Consider the following 16,025-nt stretch of genomic DNA (forward strand, 5'->3'; position numbering starts at 1 on the left):
TGCGGCTGGATCGCCCCGCGGTGCTGATCGCGATGGACCCGGCGCGCACGGCGCACGTCCTGACCGAAAATCTTCTCGATCGCCTTGCCGGCTCGGCCGAGATTCTCGACCGCCGGCCGCTCCGCGATTTCGACGACCCGCGCTTTCAGGCGCTGGCGCCGCGCGCCGAGGTGCTGCTCACCGGCTGGGGGTGCCCGGCCATCGAACAAGGCGTGCGCGAGGCGATGCCCCGCCTGCGTCTCGTCGCCCATGCCGCGGGGACGATCAAGGCGCTGGCGCCGCCCGACCTCTTCGCGGCCGGCATCGCGGTCACGACGTCCGCCGAGGCGAACGCCCGGCCCGTCGCCGAGTTCACCCTGGCGATGGTCATCCTCGCGCTGAAGCGGGCCTTCGACTTCGAGCGACTCTACGGGAGCACCCGCAGCCGGCAGCAGACCAACCCGATGCTGGCGCTGCCGATCGGGGCCGCCCGGCGCACGGTCGGCGTCGTCGGCGCCTCGCGCATCGGCCGGCGCGTGCTCTCGCTGCTGCAGAGCTTCGAAGATATCGAACTCCTCGTCAGCGATCCGATGCTGGACGAAGCCGAAGCAGAACGGCTCGGCGCCCGTCTGGTCTCGCTCGACGCGCTCTGCGCGGCGTCCGACGTCGTGTCGCTCCACGCCCCCTCGCTCGCCGCGACCCGCCACATGATCGACGCTTCACGCCTCGCCGCCATGCGCGACGGCGCGACGCTGATCAACACGGCGCGTGGCGCGCTGGTCGACGAGGCGGCGCTGACGCGCGAGCTGCAGGACGGCCGGCTGTTCGCCGTGATCGACGTCACCGAACCCGAGGTGCCGGCGCCGGGCTCGCCGCTCTGGCAGGCGCCGAACCTCTTCCTGACGCCGCACATCGCCGGCGCGATCGGCCTCGAGCGCACGCGCCTCGGCGAACTGGCGATCGCCGAGATCGAACGCTACGCGGCCGGCGAGCCGCTGCTGCACGCCGTCGATCCCGCGCAGCTGGAGACGATGGCGTGAGCGGCCTCCGCCCCGCCCTCTGCTCGGTCACGCTGCGCCACCTCCAGCCGGCGGCGGTGATCGACGCCGCCGCCGACGCCGGCCTCGCCGCGATCGAATGGGGCGGGGACGTGCACGTCCCTCCCGGCGACATCAATGAAGCCCGTCGGGTGGGCGAACGCACGCGCGGCGCCGGCCTCGCGGTGTCCTCCTATGGCGCCTACCTCGTCGCGCCCGACAGCCCGGCCGACATGGTCCATCGCGCCGTCGAGACAGCCGCGGCGCTTGGTGCCCATCACATCCGCATCTGGCCCGGCACCCGCGATCGGCCCTCGCAAGGCTACACGTCCACCGAGCGCGCCGCCGTGGCATCCGCCATCGTGGCCATTGCCGACGAGGCGTCGCGGCACGCGATCACCGTCGGGCTGGAATTCCATCCGGGCTCGCTGACCGACGACTCAGCCTCGGCCCGCGCACTCGTCGATGCGATCGGGCGCGACGACGTCTATCTCTATTGGCAGCCGGCGCCGGGCCTGCCGCTCGAGGCGGCGCTCGACGAGCTGACGCTGATTGGGCCGGACGTGTGTCACCTGCATGTCTTCGCCTGGGACGCCGAGCGCCGCCGCTATCCGCTCGCCGACCATGCCGCCTACTGGTCCGCCGTCTTCGGCGCCCTGCCGGCCGGGCGCTGGCAGAAACCGCGCTATGCGATGCTGGAATTCGTGGCCGGCGACGACCTTGCGCAGTTGCGGTCCGACGCAGCATCGCTGATCGCCCTGTGTGACGCCCCAGGTGCCGGTCCACGTCGACCGAAACGGGAGCCGGGCCGGGACGGGACGCGCGATGACCGATAGACCCCGGGCCCTCCCGGTCAGAGCCGGGATCCCGCCCTTCGATGCGCCCCGGCTCGACGCCCTGATGGAGGCGGCCGGGCTCGACGTCCTCCTCGCGACGTCCAAGCACAACGTGCAGTACCTTCTTGGCGGCTATCGCTTCTTCATGTTCGACTACATGGACGCGACCGGCCTTAGCCGTTACCTGCCGATGGTCGTCTACCGGCAGGGCGCGGCCGAAGCGACCGCCTATGTCGGCAACTCCAACGAGCGCTTCGAGGCCGAACTCGGCGCCTTCTGGCTGTCGGACCTGCATCTCGATACGCGCGGCACGCTGGACGCCACCGCCTGCGGCATCGACTGCGTCCGGGCGCTTGCGGGAGACACGGCGCGGATCGGCATCGAGGTCGGCTTCCTGCCGACCGACGCGTACCTGGCGCTGCGCGAAGCGCTTCCCGACGCACCCATCGCCGACGCAACCGTGGTGCTGGAGCGCCTGCGGGCGATCAAGCGCCCGGACGAGCTCGCCGCCCTCGCCTACGCCTCCGACATGGTGATCGAGGCCATGGGCGCGACCTTCGCCGCGATGCGGCCGGGCGACACCAAGCACGACCTCGTCACGCGGCTGCGGCGCGAACAGGTGGCGCGCGACCTCACCTTCGAGTTCTGCCTCGTCACGGCCGGCCGCAGCCACAACCGGGCGCCGTCGCGCCAGCCGATCGAGGTCGGCGACGTCGTGTCGCTGGATTCCGGCGGCAATTTCCGCGGCTATCTCGGCGACCTCTGCCGGATGGGCATCGTCGGCGCGCCGGACGCCGAGCTCGTCGACGCGCTCGCGGCGATCGAGGCGATCCAGATGGCGGCACGAAACGCCATCCGGCCCGGCGCACCCGGCGGCGACGTCGAGGCCGCGGCACGGCACGCCTGCGGCCCGATGGACGGCGCGGGGCTCGAGTTCGTCGTCCACGGCATGGGCCTCGTCACGCACGAGGCACCGCGCCTGATGGACAAGGCGCCCGTCCCCTATCCCGCAGCTGACCGCGAGCACCCGCTCGAGCCCGGCATGGTCGTCTCGATCGAGACGACGTGGAAGCATCGGCGCGGCTTCATCAAGCTCGAAGATACGCTCGCCGTGACCGCGTCGGGCTTCGAGGCCTATGGCGACGGCGGCCGGGGCTGGAACATGCCGTCCGGCACCTGAGGCGCCTCGCTCCGCTGTCGGTCAGTTCGCAGGAACCCGCGAACACGCGGCACGCCAGCCTTCACGCGCGCAAGCGGCGGATCGCGATTGACAGACATGTAACCATCCGATTAGTTACTTACGTGGGCACGTTGTTGGGAGGCGACGTGATGCGGGCGAGAGCCGGTCGGGTATCGTTGCGTGCAATGGGGGATGCGGCCTGGCTGCGCCCGGCGCTGCTGCTGGTCATCATCGTGGCGCTGTGGGCGCTGGCGGTGCAGATATTCAACATCCCGGCCTACCTCATCCCGCGCCCGCTGGACGTCGCGGAGGCGATGGTCGACCAGTGGCAGACGCTGCTCGCGGAGGCGGTTCCGACGACGCTCGCCACGCTCGGCGGCTTCGCGCTGTCGGTCGCGGTCGGCATTCCGCTCGCCATGCTGATCGCCGGCTCGCGCACGGTGGAATCCTACGTCTACCCGCTGCTCGTCTTCTCGCAGTCGGTGCCCAAGGTCGCCATCGCGCCGCTGCTCGTCGTCTGGTTCGGCTTCGGCATGTTGCCGAAGGTGCTGACCGCCTTCCTGCTCGGCGTGTTCCCGATCGTCGTCTCCGGCGTCCAGGGCTTCAAGTCGGTCGATCCCGAGATGCGCGACCTCGTGCGCTCGATGCGCGCCGACTGGCTGCAGAGCTTTGCCTACGTGAACCTGCCGCAGGCGCTGCCCTCCATCTTCTCGGGCCTCAAGGTGTCGGTGACGCTCGCCGTCGTCGGCGCGGTGGTGGGCGAGTTCGTCGGCGCGAACTCCGGGATCGGCTTCGTGCTGCAGCGTTCGATCGGCAATTTCGAGCTGCCGACGATGTTCGCGGCGCTGGTGATCCTCGCGCTGATCGGGGTGATCCTCTTCTGGCTCATCGAGCTCGTCGAACGGATCGTGGTGCCCTGGCAGGCCAGCCGCCGCGTGGACGTCGCGGCGACGGCCTGAGGGCTGACGTGCAGACAACAACGGGAGGAAGAAAGACGATGACGCTGAAGACCGTTCTGACGGGCATGCTGGTCGCCGGCGCCGCGAGCCTTGCCGCGATGCACAGTGCCGCGGCCGCCGAGAAGGCCACCCTGCTCCTCAACTGGTACGTCTACGGCGAGCACGCACCGTTCTATCTCGGCAAGGAGAAGGGCTTCTTTGCCGACGAGGGCGTCGATCTCGACATCCAGGAGGGGCGCGGCTCGGCGCTGACGATCCAGGCGGTGGCCGCCGGCACGGCGACCTTCGGTTATGCCGACGTGCCGACGATGATCCGCGCCGCGGTGAAGGGCGCGCCGGTCAAGGCGGTCGGCGTCGCGCTGCAGCTCTCGCCGATGTCGGTAATGGCCTTCACCGACAAGAACATCCGCAAGCCCGAGGACATCAAGGGCAAGACGGTCGCTATGACCCCCGGCGATTCCATGTCGCAGATCTGGCCGCTCTTCCTGAAGACGACCGGCCTGAAGGACTCCGACTTCAACGTCGTCTCGGGCGACGCGCAGACCAAGCTCAACGCCGTCGCGAACGGGCGCGCCGACATGCTGCTCGGCTACTCGATGGACCAGAGCATGAAGCTGAAGGACGCGACCGGCAAGGACGTGACGCCGATCATGTTCGCCGATTACGGGATCAACATGGTCTCGTCCGGCGTGATCGTGAACGACGACACGCTGTCGAACGACCCGGACCTCGTGCGGCACTTCATGGCCGCGGCGACGAAGTCGGTGGAGTATGCCTCGGCCCATCCGGAGGAAGCGGCCAAGGCGATCCTCGACGCGCTGCCGAAGGCCGGCAAGGAGCCGACGCTTCTGGAGGGCTTCCAGCGCACGATCCCGCTCTACCACACCAAGGACACCGAGGGTCAGCCACCGTTCCGCGTCACGCCGCAGAACATGCAGCAGACCGTCGATCTCCTGATCCAGTATGGCGGCCTGGAGGCCGAGGCCAAGGACGAAGTCGACACCTTCTACACCAACGACTACCTGCCGGCGGCCGAATGAGGATCGCCACGTCGCGCGTCGCAGAGACCGGGCCGGCTGCCGCCGGTCCGGTGCCCATCCCGCCGGTTGCCGCCCCGCTGATCGGGATCCGCGACCTCTCCAAGACCTATCGAACGAAGGCGGGCGAGACGCCGACGCTCTCCTCCGTCAGCCTCGACGTGCGGGCCGGCGAGTTCGTCGCCGTCGTCGGGCCGTCGGGCTGCGGGAAGTCCACGTTGATGAAGCTGGTGGCCGGCCTGATCCCGGCGACGAGCGGCGAGATCTCCATCGAGGGCCGCCCGGTGCGCGAACCGCCGGACGACGTCGGCATCGTCTTCCAGAGCCCGGTGCTGCTCGCCTGGCGCAGCGTGCTCGGCAATGTCATGCTGCCGGTGGATGTGCGCCGGCTCGACCGTGCGCGGTACCGTGAACGGGCGTTGCAGCTTCTCGAAACAGCGGGACTGAAGGGCTTCGAGACCCGCTACCCCTGGCAGCTCTCCGGTGGGATGCAGCAGCGCGCGGCGATCTGCCGGGCACTCGTGCACGACCCGGCGATCCTCCTGATGGACGAGCCTTTCGGCGCGCTCGACGCGATGACGCGCGAGCACATGAATGTCGAGCTGCAGCGCATCCACGGCGCGACCGGCAAGACGATTCTGTTCATCACCCACTCCATCCCGGAGGCCGTGTTCCTGGCAGACCGCGTCGTGGTGATGTCGCCCCGCCCCGGTCGGATCGAGGCGGTCTACGACGTCGAGCTGCCGCGACCGCGCGACCTCGAGATGATGGGCGAACGCGGCTTCATCGCCCTGGTGAAGCGGATCCGCGGCCACTTCGCAGCGATCGGCGCCCTGGACTGAGAGGGAGAGGCGATGAGGGCTCCGGCGATCCGCATCGAGGCGATCGACCTGTTCGAGCGGGAGATGACGTTTCTCCACCCGTTCCGCTTCGGCGACGTGACGGTGCGCTCGGCGCCGCAGGCCTTCGTGCGGGTGGTCATTTCGGTCGACGGCGCCGGCCGCGCGAGCGGCGCGACGGCCGAGATGATGATGCCGCGCTGGTTCGACCGGCGCCCCGAGCGCAGCCCGGCCGAGACGGTGGACGACCTGCGCCGCAGCCTGGTGTCGGCGCGGGATGCCTACCTCGCGGCGGAGGGCGCGGACACCGCGTTCGGCCATCGCGTCCGCTTCGAGACGACGGCGGTGCCGACGCCGGGGACGGCCGAGCTCGTCACGAGCTACGGCCCCTCGGTGATCGACAAGGCGATCCTCGACGCGCTGTTTCGCGCGTTCGGCACGAATGCCCGCGACGGCATCACCGGCAATCTCGCGGGCCTCGACGCGCGGCTGACGCCGGATCTCGACGAGGTCGGGATCCACGCCGTCCTGTCGGGCCGTGCGCCGCCGGCTGCCGTCGCCGTGCGCTGGACCGTCGGCATGGTCGATGACCTCGACGCTCTCGACCACAGCCTCGCCGAAAGCGGCATCCGGCACCTCAAGATCAAGCTCGGCGGCGATCCGGAGGCGGATATCGAGCGGCTGGCCGCCATCGGCCGCCGCCTGGGAGACCGCGCGATCGACGGCGTCACCCTCGACGCCAACGAGCAGTACCGCCCGGATCCGCTCGCCCGCTTCGTCGAGGCCCTGCAGAGCCGCGACGACCTCGGCTTCGCCCGCCGACGGTTCCTCTACCTCGAGCAGCCCTTCCCGCGTGACCTGACGCTTGCGACGCCGCTCGGCTCGGTCGCCGAGGCCGTGCCGGTGATCATCGACGAGTCGGACGGGCGCTTCGACGCGTTTCCGCGTGCCGTCGGGCTCGGCTATCGCGGCGTGTCCTCCAAGAGCTGCAAGGGCCTCTACAAGGCGCTCCTCAACGGCGCCCGGGCGCGCCGGCTCAGCGCCGAGGCCGGGCAACCCGGCCGCTTCTTCGTCGCCGGCGAGGACCTCACCTGCCAGCCCGGCCTCGCCGTGCAGCAGGACACCGCGCTCGCCGCCCTCCTCGGGATCGCGCATGTCGAGCGCAACGGCCATCACTATGTCGACGGGTTTGGTCCGGCCCCTGCTGCGGAGGCAGACGCGATGGCGGCGGCGCATCCCGATCTCTATGCGAACGGCGGCGAGGGCTGGCGGCTGGCGGTGCGCGGCGGCGTGCTGCCGACGGCCTCGCTTCTGACGGCGCCGGGCTTTGCCAGCGGAGCCGAGCCCGATTTCAGCGCCATGCGCGCGATCTGACGTGAAATTACTGCGTCAGCCGTGGCGCAATCTGCGCCGCTGCGCTATCGCGCTCTTCTGCTTGACGACGAAGATCGGCGCAGCCGATGCCAGGGGTCGAAGCCCGGATCGATCAGATCCGGGCCCCGGTCCGCAGGAATGAGCGAACCGGACATGCCGCGCAGGCGGGCGGCACGCCCGATGAACGGCACCGCCCCGGCTGCTGCCGCCGGATTGCTGAGAGGAGAGCTGCCTTGGACGACGCCATCTCCCCCGAGCGCGACACCGAGCGGCAGGCCGCCAAGCCGGCGGCCGCCACGGGGACGCGGACACGGGATCCGGAGCGCACCAAGGCCAACATCCTCGCGGCGGCGACGAGCGAGTTCTCTTCGCGCGGCTTTGCCGGCGCAAGGGTCGATGCGATCGCCGCGCGCTCGCGCGCCAACAAGCGCATGATCTACCACTATTTCGGCAACAAGCAGGGGCTCTGGCTGGCCGTCCTGGAAGCCGCCTACGAGCGGGTGCGGACCGCCGAGCTCGGGCTGCATCTCGCCGAACTCGAGCCGGAACAGGCGATGCGGACCCTCGTGCGCTACACCTTCGAGTCCTTCGTCGGCGATCGCGTCTTCATCAATCTCCTGAACAGCGAGAACCTGCATCAGGCCCGGCACCTGAAGCACTCCTCGCGCATCAAGTCGATGCACTCGCCGCTGATCGGCATGATCCAGACGATCCTCGACCGCGGCGTCGCGACCGGCGTCTTCCGCGCCGGGGTCGACCCGGCGCAGCTGTGGCTGACGATCGCCGGCATCTCGTTCTTCTATTTCTCCAACATCTACACGCTGTCGGTGATCCTCGATAAGGACCTGAAGTCGAAGAGCGGCGTCGACACCCGCCGGGACCACGTCGTGGACTTCGTGATGAACGGGCTGAAGCCCGGCGGCTGAGCGACCGCGCGACCGCCGCGCCGGGAGCCCTCGCCGGCGGAAGTCGCGGCTGCGGTCGACGGGCAGATCGCGATCGATCCGGGATTCGTGCCGGGCACCGGGCCGTTTCCGGACGACGATGGGCGCTGGAGCGTCGACCCGGCGATGCTGACGAGCGGCCAACGCACGGCGGCCGCCAGCCTCTACTGTGCGCGGATGAGCGCCGAGATGATGCGCCTGACCGGGGCCGGCGGCCGGTGCGGCGCTCCTGGCACGGCTCCCGTAAGCGATCCACCACAACGCCGCTGAGCCCGGTGTCGCAGCGCCGTTCGCACGACTTCCGCGGCGGCCCGCGAGCCCGTATGGCTGCAGCATGGATGCACCCTCCAGCCCGCCTTCCGCCGCCGACGGACCCGCCGTGGAGATCCTGAAGCAGTTGCTCGTCTGGCGCCGCGACGTGCGCCACTTCCGGACGGACGCCGTGCCGGAAGCGCTGGTCGAGGATCTCCTCGACCTCGTGCAGTTGGCGCCCTCGGTCGGCAACAGCCAGCCCTGGCGCTTCGTGCGGGTCGAGAGCGCCGGCGCGCGCGCCACGGTGCGCGCGAGCTTCGAGGCCTGCAACGAGGAGGCACTCGCGGGCTACGAGGGCGATCGGGCGCGCCTCTATGCTGGCCTCAAGCTCGCCGGGCTCGACCGCGCGCCCCTGCAGTTCGCGGTGTTCTGCGACGGCGCGACCGCTCAGGGCCACGGCCTCGGCCGCGGGACGATACCGGACACACTCGACTGGTCGGTGGTCGGGGCGATCCACGTGCTGTGGCTCGCTGCGCGGGCGCAGGGCCTCGGCCTCGGCTGGGTCTCGATCCTCGACCCGCAAGCGGTCACGGCCGCGCTGGACGTGCCGGCCGGCTGGCGCCTCGTCGCCTATCTCTGCCTCGGCTGGCCGGCCGAGGAGCACGCGACGCCCGAACTGGAGCGCCGCGGCTGGCAGGGACGCACGGGTGCGGGGCGGACGGTTCTCGTCCGCTGACCCGGCCCGGCGTGACCGCGGCTACTCGCCCGGCAGCAGCAGCGCCCGCCGGTCGGACGCCGCCGGGTAGACGCCGAGAGTGCGGTATTCGGCGGAGAAGAAGCGGAGTTCCTCCAGCGCCCGGCCGAGCGCCGGATCGTGCGGATGGCCCTCCACGTCGGCATAGAACAGCGTGGCCGAGAAGCTGCCGCCGAGCTGGTAGCTCTCGAGCTTGGTCATGTTGATGCCGTTGGTCGCGAACCCGCCGAGCGCCTTGTAGAGCGCCGCCGGGATGTTGCGGACCCGGAAGACGAACGTGGTGACGACGTCGCGGCTGATATAGGCGCGCCCGGCCGCGTCGATCGCTGCGTCGCGCCCGGCCCACAGGCTCAGCCGCTGCTCCTCCGGGTCGACCAGCGGCTGGTGGTCCGGATTGGCCAGGATGACGAAGCGGGTGACGTTGTTGGCGGCGTCCTCGACGTCCTCCTCGAGGATGTCGAGCCCGTAGTGGCCGGCCGCGAGCCGCGGCGCGAGGGCCGCGCGGCTGCGCTCGCCGCTCTGGGCGACTTCACGCGCCGCACCTGCCGTGTCGCCCGCTACCACCGGCTTCCAGCCATTGGCACGGATGTATTTCCGGCACTGGCCGAGGGCGTGGATGTGGCTGTGGACGCTGCGGATCTCGTCGCGCCCGACGCCCGGCAGCACCATCAGCTGGAAGTGGATCGGCATGAAGTACTCGCCGACGATCTGCAGGCCTGAGTCGGGCATCAGGAGGTGGATGTCGGCCACGCGCCCGGCGAGCGTGTTCTCGATCGGGATCATCGCCCGCTCGACCGTGCGGGTGCGGCCCTCGTGCTCGACCGTGCCGCTCTTCAGCGCCGCGAAGGCGTCATCGAAGGACGGGCACGGCAGCGGCTCGTAGGCCTTTCCGAACACGGCCGCGCAGGCCATGTCGGAGTTGGCGCCGGGCTCGCCCTGGAAGGCGATCATCGGCCGGTCGTCTGCTGTCATCGTCATGCTCCACACAGGGCCCTGGCCCGTTCGAGGTCCTCCGGCGTATCGACGCCGAGCGGCACGGTGTCCACGATCCGCGCGTCGATCCGCATCCCCGCCTCCAGCGCCCGAAGCTGCTCCAGCTTCTCGCGCTGTTCGAGCGCCGACGGGCCGAGCGCCACGAAGCGCTCCAGCGCGGCGCGCCGGTAGGCGTAGAGGCCGACATGGTGGTAGAGCGGCCCCTCGCCCCAGGGCGCGGTCGCGCGGGTGAAGTAGAGGGCCCGCAGCCGCCGGGCGGCGAGCGGCGCGCCGACGAGCTTGACGACGTTCGGGTTGGTCCTCTCCCCCGCCTCGGTGATCTCGACGCACAGCGTCGCGATGTCGACGGCGGGATCGGCGAGCGGCGCCAGCGCGGCGGCGATGATTCCCGGATCGATGGTCGGCAGGTCGCCTTGCACGTTCACCACCGTCTCGACCTCCCCATCCGGATCGACCGCCTGCAGCGCCTCGTAGATGCGGTCGGAGCCGGACTGGTGCTCGACGCGGGTCATCACCGCCTCGAAGCCGCCGGCGCGCACCGCGGCGGCGACGGCGGGCGTGTCGGTCGCGACGACGACCCGGCCGAGTGCCGCGGCAGTCGCCTGCTCGGCGACACGCAGGATCATCGGCTTGCCGGCGATGTCGGCGAGCGGCTTGCCGGGCAGGCGGGTCGAGGCCAGCCGGGCGGGAATCAGAACGAGCGTGGACATCCGGTACCTTTCACCCGGGCGACGATCCGGTTGCCGAAGCCGGTTCGAAGACTTCCGCAACCGACAGCAAGCCAGCCGAAACACCTGTAAATACGGCGCTTCCAGGCTTGCGCGCGCCTCTTATAGGTGTTGCCTTCGCAAGGCAAAAGACCTAGGGTCCGGCGCGTTTTGAGGGAGCTGCGCCGGCCGCATCGCGGGCGGCCTGACGAGGGAGCCGTCCCAGCCTATGGATTCGTTCGAAGTCAACAAGATTCTCGGCGCCGTTTTGGGGACGGTCTTCCTGGTGTTCGGCGGCAGTCTCCTCGCCGAAGGTATCTTCCACTCCGAGGTCCCCGAGAAGCCGGGCTTCGTCGTCGCGGCCGCCGAGGAGGCCGCTCCCGCGGCGGGCGGCGCCGAGGAGACGAAGGAAGAGCCGATCGAGGCGCTTCTGCAGTCGGCCGACGCCAGCGCCGGCGAGGCGCAGTTCAAGAAGTGCCAGGCCTGCCACGACGGCTCCAAGGGTGGCGCCAACAAAGTCGGCCCGCATCTGTGGGACGTGGTCGGCCGCCCGATCGCCTCGATCTCGGACTTCAGCTACTCCGCTGCGATGAAGGACTTCTCCAAGGGCGGCGAGGAGCACTGGGACTACGACCACCTCTACTACTTCCTCGCCAACCCGAAGCAGCGCATCCCCGGCACCGCGATGGGCTTCGCCGGCCTGAAGAAGCCTGAGGACCGCGCCAATCTGATCGCCTACCTGCGCACCCTCAGCGACAACCCGCAGCCGCTGCCCCCGCCGCCGGCCGAGGGTGCCGACACGGCGGCGCCGGCGGGCGACCAGCCGGCCGCGACTGATCCTTCGACCACGACAGACAGCAACGCGGCGGTGCAGGGCGCGGCCACCACAGACACGACCACGACCGGCAACAAGATGGGCACCGCCTCCGAGCCTGCCCCGGCCACCGCACCGGCGACCGGCGACACCACGCCGAACGCGCCGCAGCCGGAGGGCCAGCCGGCGGGTGCGCCGACTGCCGGGGACACCAGTGCCCCCGCGGGCGAGGGTGCGGCTCCGGCGCAACCGGCGCCGGCGCAAGGACAGCCCGCTCCGGCACAGTGAAGCGGAGAAGCGCGAAACGACCTGAGAAACCGGGCCTTGTGCCCGGTTTTTTGTTTGGCGGCTGAGCACGTCACCGTCGCGCCGCCTCCCTTACGTGGTTAGACTTTCGGTGGCCGACCCTATGTGATCGAACGAAGGCCACAATGCCCGGCCCACAATGCCGCCATCGGGTCTTGCGCCGCCCCGCCGACCCGCCGACCCGTCACGATGCGACCGGAGTTCGACTTGACGCTGCCCCTGCGCCCCGTCCGCCACCTGATCCTCTCACTGCCGCTGTTCCTGGCGCTCGCTCCGCTGCCCACGCCGGCGCAAGCGCAGGATACGCCCTCCGCAACGCCCGCGGCCGCCCCGGAAGGTCAGGCCGCCGACACCGCGTGGCGCAGCTGGACGTCGCTGATCGGGCCGTCCAAGTACGGCGACGACTTCAAGCGCTACGACTACGTCAATCCCGACGCGCCGAAAGGCGGAACCTTCAACTCCGTCGCCGTCGGCTCCTATGACAGCTTCAACCCGTTCATCGTGCGGGGCACACCGGCCGCCGGCCTTCCGAACTTCGGCGGCGGGCTGCTCTACGACACGCTGATGGAGCAATCGACCGACGAGCCGGCCACCTCGTACGGGCTGGTCGCCGAAGCGGTGCGGTACCCGGCGGACTACTCGTCGGCGACCTTCCGGCTCAATCCCAAGGCGCGCTGGCACGATGGCCAACCGATCACCGTCGAGGACGTGATCTGGAGCTTCGAAACGCTGAAGTCGCTGCACCCCCAGTGGGCGTCCTACTACCACAACGTCGTGTCGGCGGAGAAGACCGGCGACAACGAGGTGACCTTCCGCTTCGACCAGGCCAACAACCGCGAACTGCCGAACATCATGGGCGATCTCACCGTGCTGCCGAAGCACTGGTGGGAGGGCAAGGATGCTTCGGGCAAGACGCGCGACATCACGCAGCCGACGCTCGAGCCGCCGCTCGGCTCCGGTCCCTACAAGATCGGCGCCTTCACGCCCGGCTCCAGCATCGACTGGGTCCGGGTGCCGGACTACTGGGCCGCCGACAACCCGACGCGCGTCGGTCGCTACAACTTCGACACGATGCACTACGTCTATTTCCGCGACTCCAACGCGACCTGGGAAGCGTTCAAGAAGGGCGGCCTCAGCGACTACAGGATCGAGAACATCTCGCGCCGCTGGGCGCAGGAGTACAACTTCCCGGCCGCCGAGAGCGGCGAGGTGATCCGCAAGACACTCGAGAGTCACGGCGTCGAGTCGATGCAGGCCTACGTCCTCAACGACCGCCTGCCGAAGTTCTCCGACCCGCGCGTGCGCAAGGCGCTGACTCTCGCCTACAACTTCGAGGACATGAACCAGACGCTGTTCTTCGGCCTCTACCAGCGCATCACGAGCTACTGGGCGAACAGCGAACTCGCCGCCGAGGGCCTGCCGTCGGCGGGCGAGCTGAAGTACCTGGAACCGCTGCGCGGAACGATTCCGGACGAGGTCTTCACCAAGGCGTACACCCTGCCCGACTACAGCCAGCCCAACGCGGAGCGGAGCTACCTGCGCGAGGCGCTCAGCCTCTTCAAGGAGGCCGGCTACGAGCTGCGCGGCTCCTCGCTCGTCGACGGCCAGACCGGCGAGCCCTTCACCATCGAGTTCCTCGCCGACGACCCGAGCGACGACCGCGTCCTCTCGCCGTATGCGCGGCAGCTCAATCGCCTCGGCATCAAGACGAACATCCGTGTCGTCGACCAGAACCAGTACATCGACCGGATGCGCAACTTCGACTTCGAGGCGACCTCGATCAAGTACTATCCGCAGTCCCTCTCGCCTGGGAACGAGCAGCGCGACTTCTGGTCGAGCGCTGCCGCCGACGCACCCGGCAGCCGCAACTACGCCGGCATCAAGAATCCGGCGGTCGACAAGCTGATCGACGACATCGTGTTTGCACCGAACCGCGAGGAGCTCGTCTCGGCGACGCGCGCTCTCGATCGGGTGATGCTCTGGAACTACTACGTCGTCCCGCAGTGGTATCTCGGCAAGATCTGGCTCGCCTACTGGGACAAGTTCGGGATGCCGGACAAGCAGCCGGAATCCTCGGGCATCGATCCCTACTCCTGGTGGATCAAGCAGGCCGGAAGCGACGCGGCCTCGGCCAAGCCATGATGCACCTGCTCAGCCGCCGCCGCTTCGGGCAGCTGGCGCTCGCGACCGGCGCCGGCGCGCTTCTGCCCCGCCTCGCGGCGGCCGACATCGCCGCCGACACCCCGCTGCATGCTCTTTCGGTGTTCGGCGACCTGAAATACGGTCCAGGCTACGACGTTCTCGACTACGCGGCGCCGGACGCGCCGGATGGTGGCGAGATGAACCTGGCAGTCTCCAACTGGGTGCTCAACCAGTCGCCGTTGACCTTCGACACGCTCAACACCTTCGTGCTGCAAGGCAATGCACCGCCTCGCATCGAGCTCCTCTACGATTCGCTGATGACCTCGACGCTCGACGAACCGAGCTCCTACTATTGCGCGCTCGCCGAAAGCGTCAGCGTCTCGCCCGACAAGAACCGCTTCACCTTCCGGCTGCGGCCGGAGGCTCGCTTTTCGACGGGCGACCCGGTGACGGCAGCCGACGTCGCCTTCAGCTACGAGACCTTCAAGGTCGATGGCCATCCGAGCCTGCAGGTGGTGCTGCGCACGATGGTCGCGGCGACGGCCGAGGACGAGCGAACCGTCACGATCGCCTTCTCCGGCGAGCAGAGCCTGCCGGACGCGCTCGACGCCCTCGGCATGCCGATCGTTCCGAAGGCCTTCTTCGACGGCAAGACGTTTGCGCGCACCGGTAGCGAACCCATTCCCGGCAGCGGCCAGTACGCGATCGGCAACTTCGAGTTCGGCCGGTTCGTCGAATACCGCAGGCGCCCGGACTACTGGGCGAAGGACCTGCCGTTCGCACGTGGCCTCAACCACTTCGACACGATCCGCATCGACTTCTTCCGTGACCGACAGCCGGCCCTGGAAGCCTTCAAGAAGGGTCTGATCACCTTCCGCGAGGAGTTCACCACCAAGGATTGGGCGACCGAGTACGACTTTCCTGCCGTCACTCGGGGCGAGGTGGTGAGGCGCGAGTTCCCCGCCGAGCACCGCCCTCACTTCCAGTGCTGGGCGCTGAACCAGCGGCGCGAGCGCTTCGCGGACCCGCGCGTGCGGCGCGCGATCAACATGTGCTTCGACTTCGAGTGGACCAACGCCAACCTCCTGTTCGGCCAGCGCTCGCATTCGCAGTCGCCCTTCGAGGGCTCGGACTTCGTGGCGACGGGCACCCCGTCGCCGGCCGAACTGGAACTGCTCGAACCCCTGCGCGGCCAGATCCCCGACGCGGTGTTCGGCCCGGTCTGGACCCAGCCGGTGACAGATGGCAGCGGGCGCGACCGCACGGTGCTGCGCGAGGCGCTGCGGCTGTTCGGCGAGGCCGGCTGGACACAGAAGAACGGCCGGCTCGCCAACGCCGGGGGCGAACCGTTCCAGCTCGAGTTCCTGTCGAACGGCGCAGAGCAGCAGCGGGTCTACGCCAAGATGTTCGAGACGCTGCGCGCCCTCGGCGTCGACGCCTCGATCCGCCTCGTCGATGCGGCGCAGTATCAGGACCGGATCAACCGCTTCGACTTCGACATGATCCTCGCGGCTTTCTCGCTCGGCTCGAACCCGACACGCGAGAGCCTGGCGCTGTTCTTCGGCTCGAGCTCGAAGGATCGTCAGGGCGGCTACAACTATCCGGGCATGGCCGATGCCGGCGTCGACGCGCTGATCGAGCGTGTCGCGGGCGTGACCAGCCGCGAGGAACTGAACACGGTGATGAGGGCGCTCGACCGTGTGCTGCGGTGGCGGCTCGACTGGCTGCCGAACATCACCTCGCCGGTGCACCGGGCCGCCTACTGGAACGTCTTCGGCTTCAAGGAGCCGAAACCGGACTATGGCTGGCCGGTCGAATCGCTCTGGTGGTTCGACGAACAGAAGGCGAAGGCGATCGGCCGCGCCTGAGGCG

Annotated in this window: 14 protein-coding genes and 1 pseudogene; 13 read left to right on the plus strand and 2 right to left on the minus strand. The window is 69.5% G+C overall.

Annotated elements, in window-relative coordinates; all coding sequences use genetic code 11:
• Positions 1-5: 5 nt before the first annotated feature.
• From NPA30_RS14975 to bluB, 10 genes and pseudogenes are all read left to right on the plus strand, one after another.
• Positions 6-1,019, plus strand: coding sequence for a hydroxyacid dehydrogenase (locus tag NPA30_RS14975; RefSeq protein WP_256803617.1), 1,014 nt, complete (start codon positions 6-8; stop codon positions 1,017-1,019).
• A gap of 56 nt (positions 1,020-1,075) precedes the next feature.
• Positions 1,076-1,852 carry a sugar phosphate isomerase/epimerase family protein gene (locus NPA30_RS14980; RefSeq protein ID WP_256803538.1) on the plus strand — a complete coding sequence of 259 codons (777 nt, stop codon included), beginning with the start codon at positions 1,076-1,078 and terminating at the stop codon, positions 1,850-1,852.
• Positions 1,842-3,032, plus strand: coding sequence for a M24 family metallopeptidase (locus NPA30_RS14985; RefSeq protein ID WP_256803539.1), 1,191 nt, complete (start codon positions 1,842-1,844; stop codon positions 3,030-3,032). The genes NPA30_RS14980 and NPA30_RS14985 overlap by 11 nt, the downstream gene beginning before the upstream one ends.
• 185 nt (positions 3,033-3,217) lie before the next feature.
• The gene (locus NPA30_RS14990) at positions 3,218-3,991 is read left to right on the plus strand and encodes an ABC transporter permease (RefSeq protein ID WP_256803540.1); all 774 of its coding nucleotides are present in this window, start codon (positions 3,218-3,220) and stop codon (positions 3,989-3,991) included.
• 38 nt (positions 3,992-4,029) lie between these two features.
• Complete coding sequence (locus NPA30_RS14995; RefSeq protein WP_372338822.1) at positions 4,030-5,031, plus strand: ABC transporter substrate-binding protein; 1,002 nt, start codon at positions 4,030-4,032, stop codon at positions 5,029-5,031.
• The gene (locus tag NPA30_RS15000) at positions 5,028-5,870 is read left to right on the plus strand and encodes an ABC transporter ATP-binding protein (protein ID WP_256803541.1); all 843 of its coding nucleotides are present in this window, start codon (positions 5,028-5,030) and stop codon (positions 5,868-5,870) included. The genes NPA30_RS14995 and NPA30_RS15000 overlap by 4 nt, the downstream gene beginning before the upstream one ends.
• A gap of 12 nt (positions 5,871-5,882) precedes the next feature.
• Positions 5,883-7,241 (plus strand): enolase C-terminal domain-like protein, encoded by a 1,359-nt coding sequence (locus NPA30_RS15005; protein WP_256803542.1) that lies wholly within the window; start codon positions 5,883-5,885, stop codon positions 7,239-7,241.
• Positions 7,242-7,474: 233 nt separating this feature from the next.
• The gene (locus NPA30_RS15010) at positions 7,475-8,167 is read left to right on the plus strand and encodes a TetR/AcrR family transcriptional regulator (protein WP_256803543.1); all 693 of its coding nucleotides are present in this window, start codon (positions 7,475-7,477) and stop codon (positions 8,165-8,167) included.
• A 30-nt stretch (positions 8,168-8,197) separates the two neighbouring features.
• Positions 8,198-8,455: pseudogene (locus tag NPA30_RS19635) on the plus strand (hypothetical protein); the annotation flags it as partial.
• A gap of 109 nt (positions 8,456-8,564) precedes the next feature.
• Entirely contained in the window at positions 8,565-9,173 is a 609-nt protein-coding gene (gene bluB, locus NPA30_RS15015) for a 5,6-dimethylbenzimidazole synthase (RefSeq protein WP_256803544.1), read from the plus strand.
• Positions 9,174-9,194: 21 nt separating this feature from the next.
• On the opposite strand, the gene NPA30_RS15020 is transcribed toward bluB, so the two are convergent.
• Both NPA30_RS15020 and NPA30_RS15025 read right to left on the minus strand, forming a co-directional pair.
• Positions 9,195-10,163 carry a prephenate dehydratase gene (locus tag NPA30_RS15020; protein ID WP_372338823.1) on the minus strand — a complete coding sequence of 323 codons (969 nt, stop codon included), beginning with the start codon at positions 10,161-10,163 and terminating at the stop codon, positions 9,195-9,197.
• Positions 10,164-10,165: 2 nt separating this feature from the next.
• Entirely contained in the window at positions 10,166-10,894 is a 729-nt protein-coding gene (locus tag NPA30_RS15025; protein ID WP_256803546.1) for a 3-deoxy-manno-octulosonate cytidylyltransferase, read from the minus strand.
• Between the two features lie 226 nt (positions 10,895-11,120).
• On the opposite strand from NPA30_RS15025, the gene NPA30_RS15030 reads away from it, so the two are divergent.
• The 3 genes from NPA30_RS15030 to NPA30_RS15040 all read left to right on the plus strand — a co-directional run bounded on the left by NPA30_RS15030 (position 11,121) and on the right by NPA30_RS15040 (position 16,021).
• Positions 11,121-11,993, plus strand: coding sequence for a c-type cytochrome (locus tag NPA30_RS15030; RefSeq protein WP_256803547.1), 873 nt, complete (start codon positions 11,121-11,123; stop codon positions 11,991-11,993).
• Between the two features lie 225 nt (positions 11,994-12,218).
• Complete coding sequence (locus tag NPA30_RS15035) at positions 12,219-14,153, plus strand: extracellular solute-binding protein (RefSeq protein ID WP_256803548.1); 1,935 nt, start codon at positions 12,219-12,221, stop codon at positions 14,151-14,153.
• Positions 14,153-16,021 (plus strand): extracellular solute-binding protein, encoded by a 1,869-nt coding sequence (locus NPA30_RS15040; RefSeq protein ID WP_372338828.1) that lies wholly within the window; start codon positions 14,153-14,155, stop codon positions 16,019-16,021. The genes NPA30_RS15035 and NPA30_RS15040 overlap by 1 nt, the downstream gene beginning before the upstream one ends.
• Positions 16,022-16,025 lie beyond the last annotated feature (4 nt).

Source organism: Mangrovibrevibacter kandeliae, assembly GCF_024519155.1.
In the GTDB taxonomy this organism is placed as follows: Bacteria; Pseudomonadota; Alphaproteobacteria; order Rhizobiales; family Rhizobiaceae; genus Mangrovibrevibacter; species Mangrovibrevibacter kandeliae.

Bases quoted from the DNA above. Each gene is read 5' to 3' on its own strand.
- NPA30_RS15020 (WP_372338823.1), bottom strand. From the start codon at position 10,163: ATGACAGCAGACGACCGGCCGATGATCGCCTTCCAGGGCGAGCCCGGC.
- NPA30_RS15000 (WP_256803541.1), top strand. From the start codon at position 5,028: ATGAGGATCGCCACGTCGCGCGTCGCAGAGACCGGGCCGGCTGCCGCC.
- NPA30_RS15030 (WP_256803547.1), top strand. From the start codon at position 11,121: ATGGATTCGTTCGAAGTCAACAAGATTCTCGGCGCCGTTTTGGGGACG.
- NPA30_RS15025 (WP_256803546.1), bottom strand. From the start codon at position 10,894: ATGTCCACGCTCGTTCTGATTCCCGCCCGGCTGGCCTCGACCCGCCTG.
- NPA30_RS15005 (WP_256803542.1), top strand. From the start codon at position 5,883: ATGAGGGCTCCGGCGATCCGCATCGAGGCGATCGACCTGTTCGAGCGG.
- NPA30_RS14985 (WP_256803539.1), top strand. From the start codon at position 1,842: ATGACCGATAGACCCCGGGCCCTCCCGGTCAGAGCCGGGATCCCGCCC.
- NPA30_RS15040 (WP_372338828.1), top strand. From the start codon at position 14,153: ATGCACCTGCTCAGCCGCCGCCGCTTCGGGCAGCTGGCGCTCGCGACC.
- NPA30_RS14995 (WP_372338822.1), top strand. From the start codon at position 4,030: ATGACGCTGAAGACCGTTCTGACGGGCATGCTGGTCGCCGGCGCCGCG.
- NPA30_RS14990 (WP_256803540.1), top strand. From the start codon at position 3,218: ATGGGGGATGCGGCCTGGCTGCGCCCGGCGCTGCTGCTGGTCATCATC.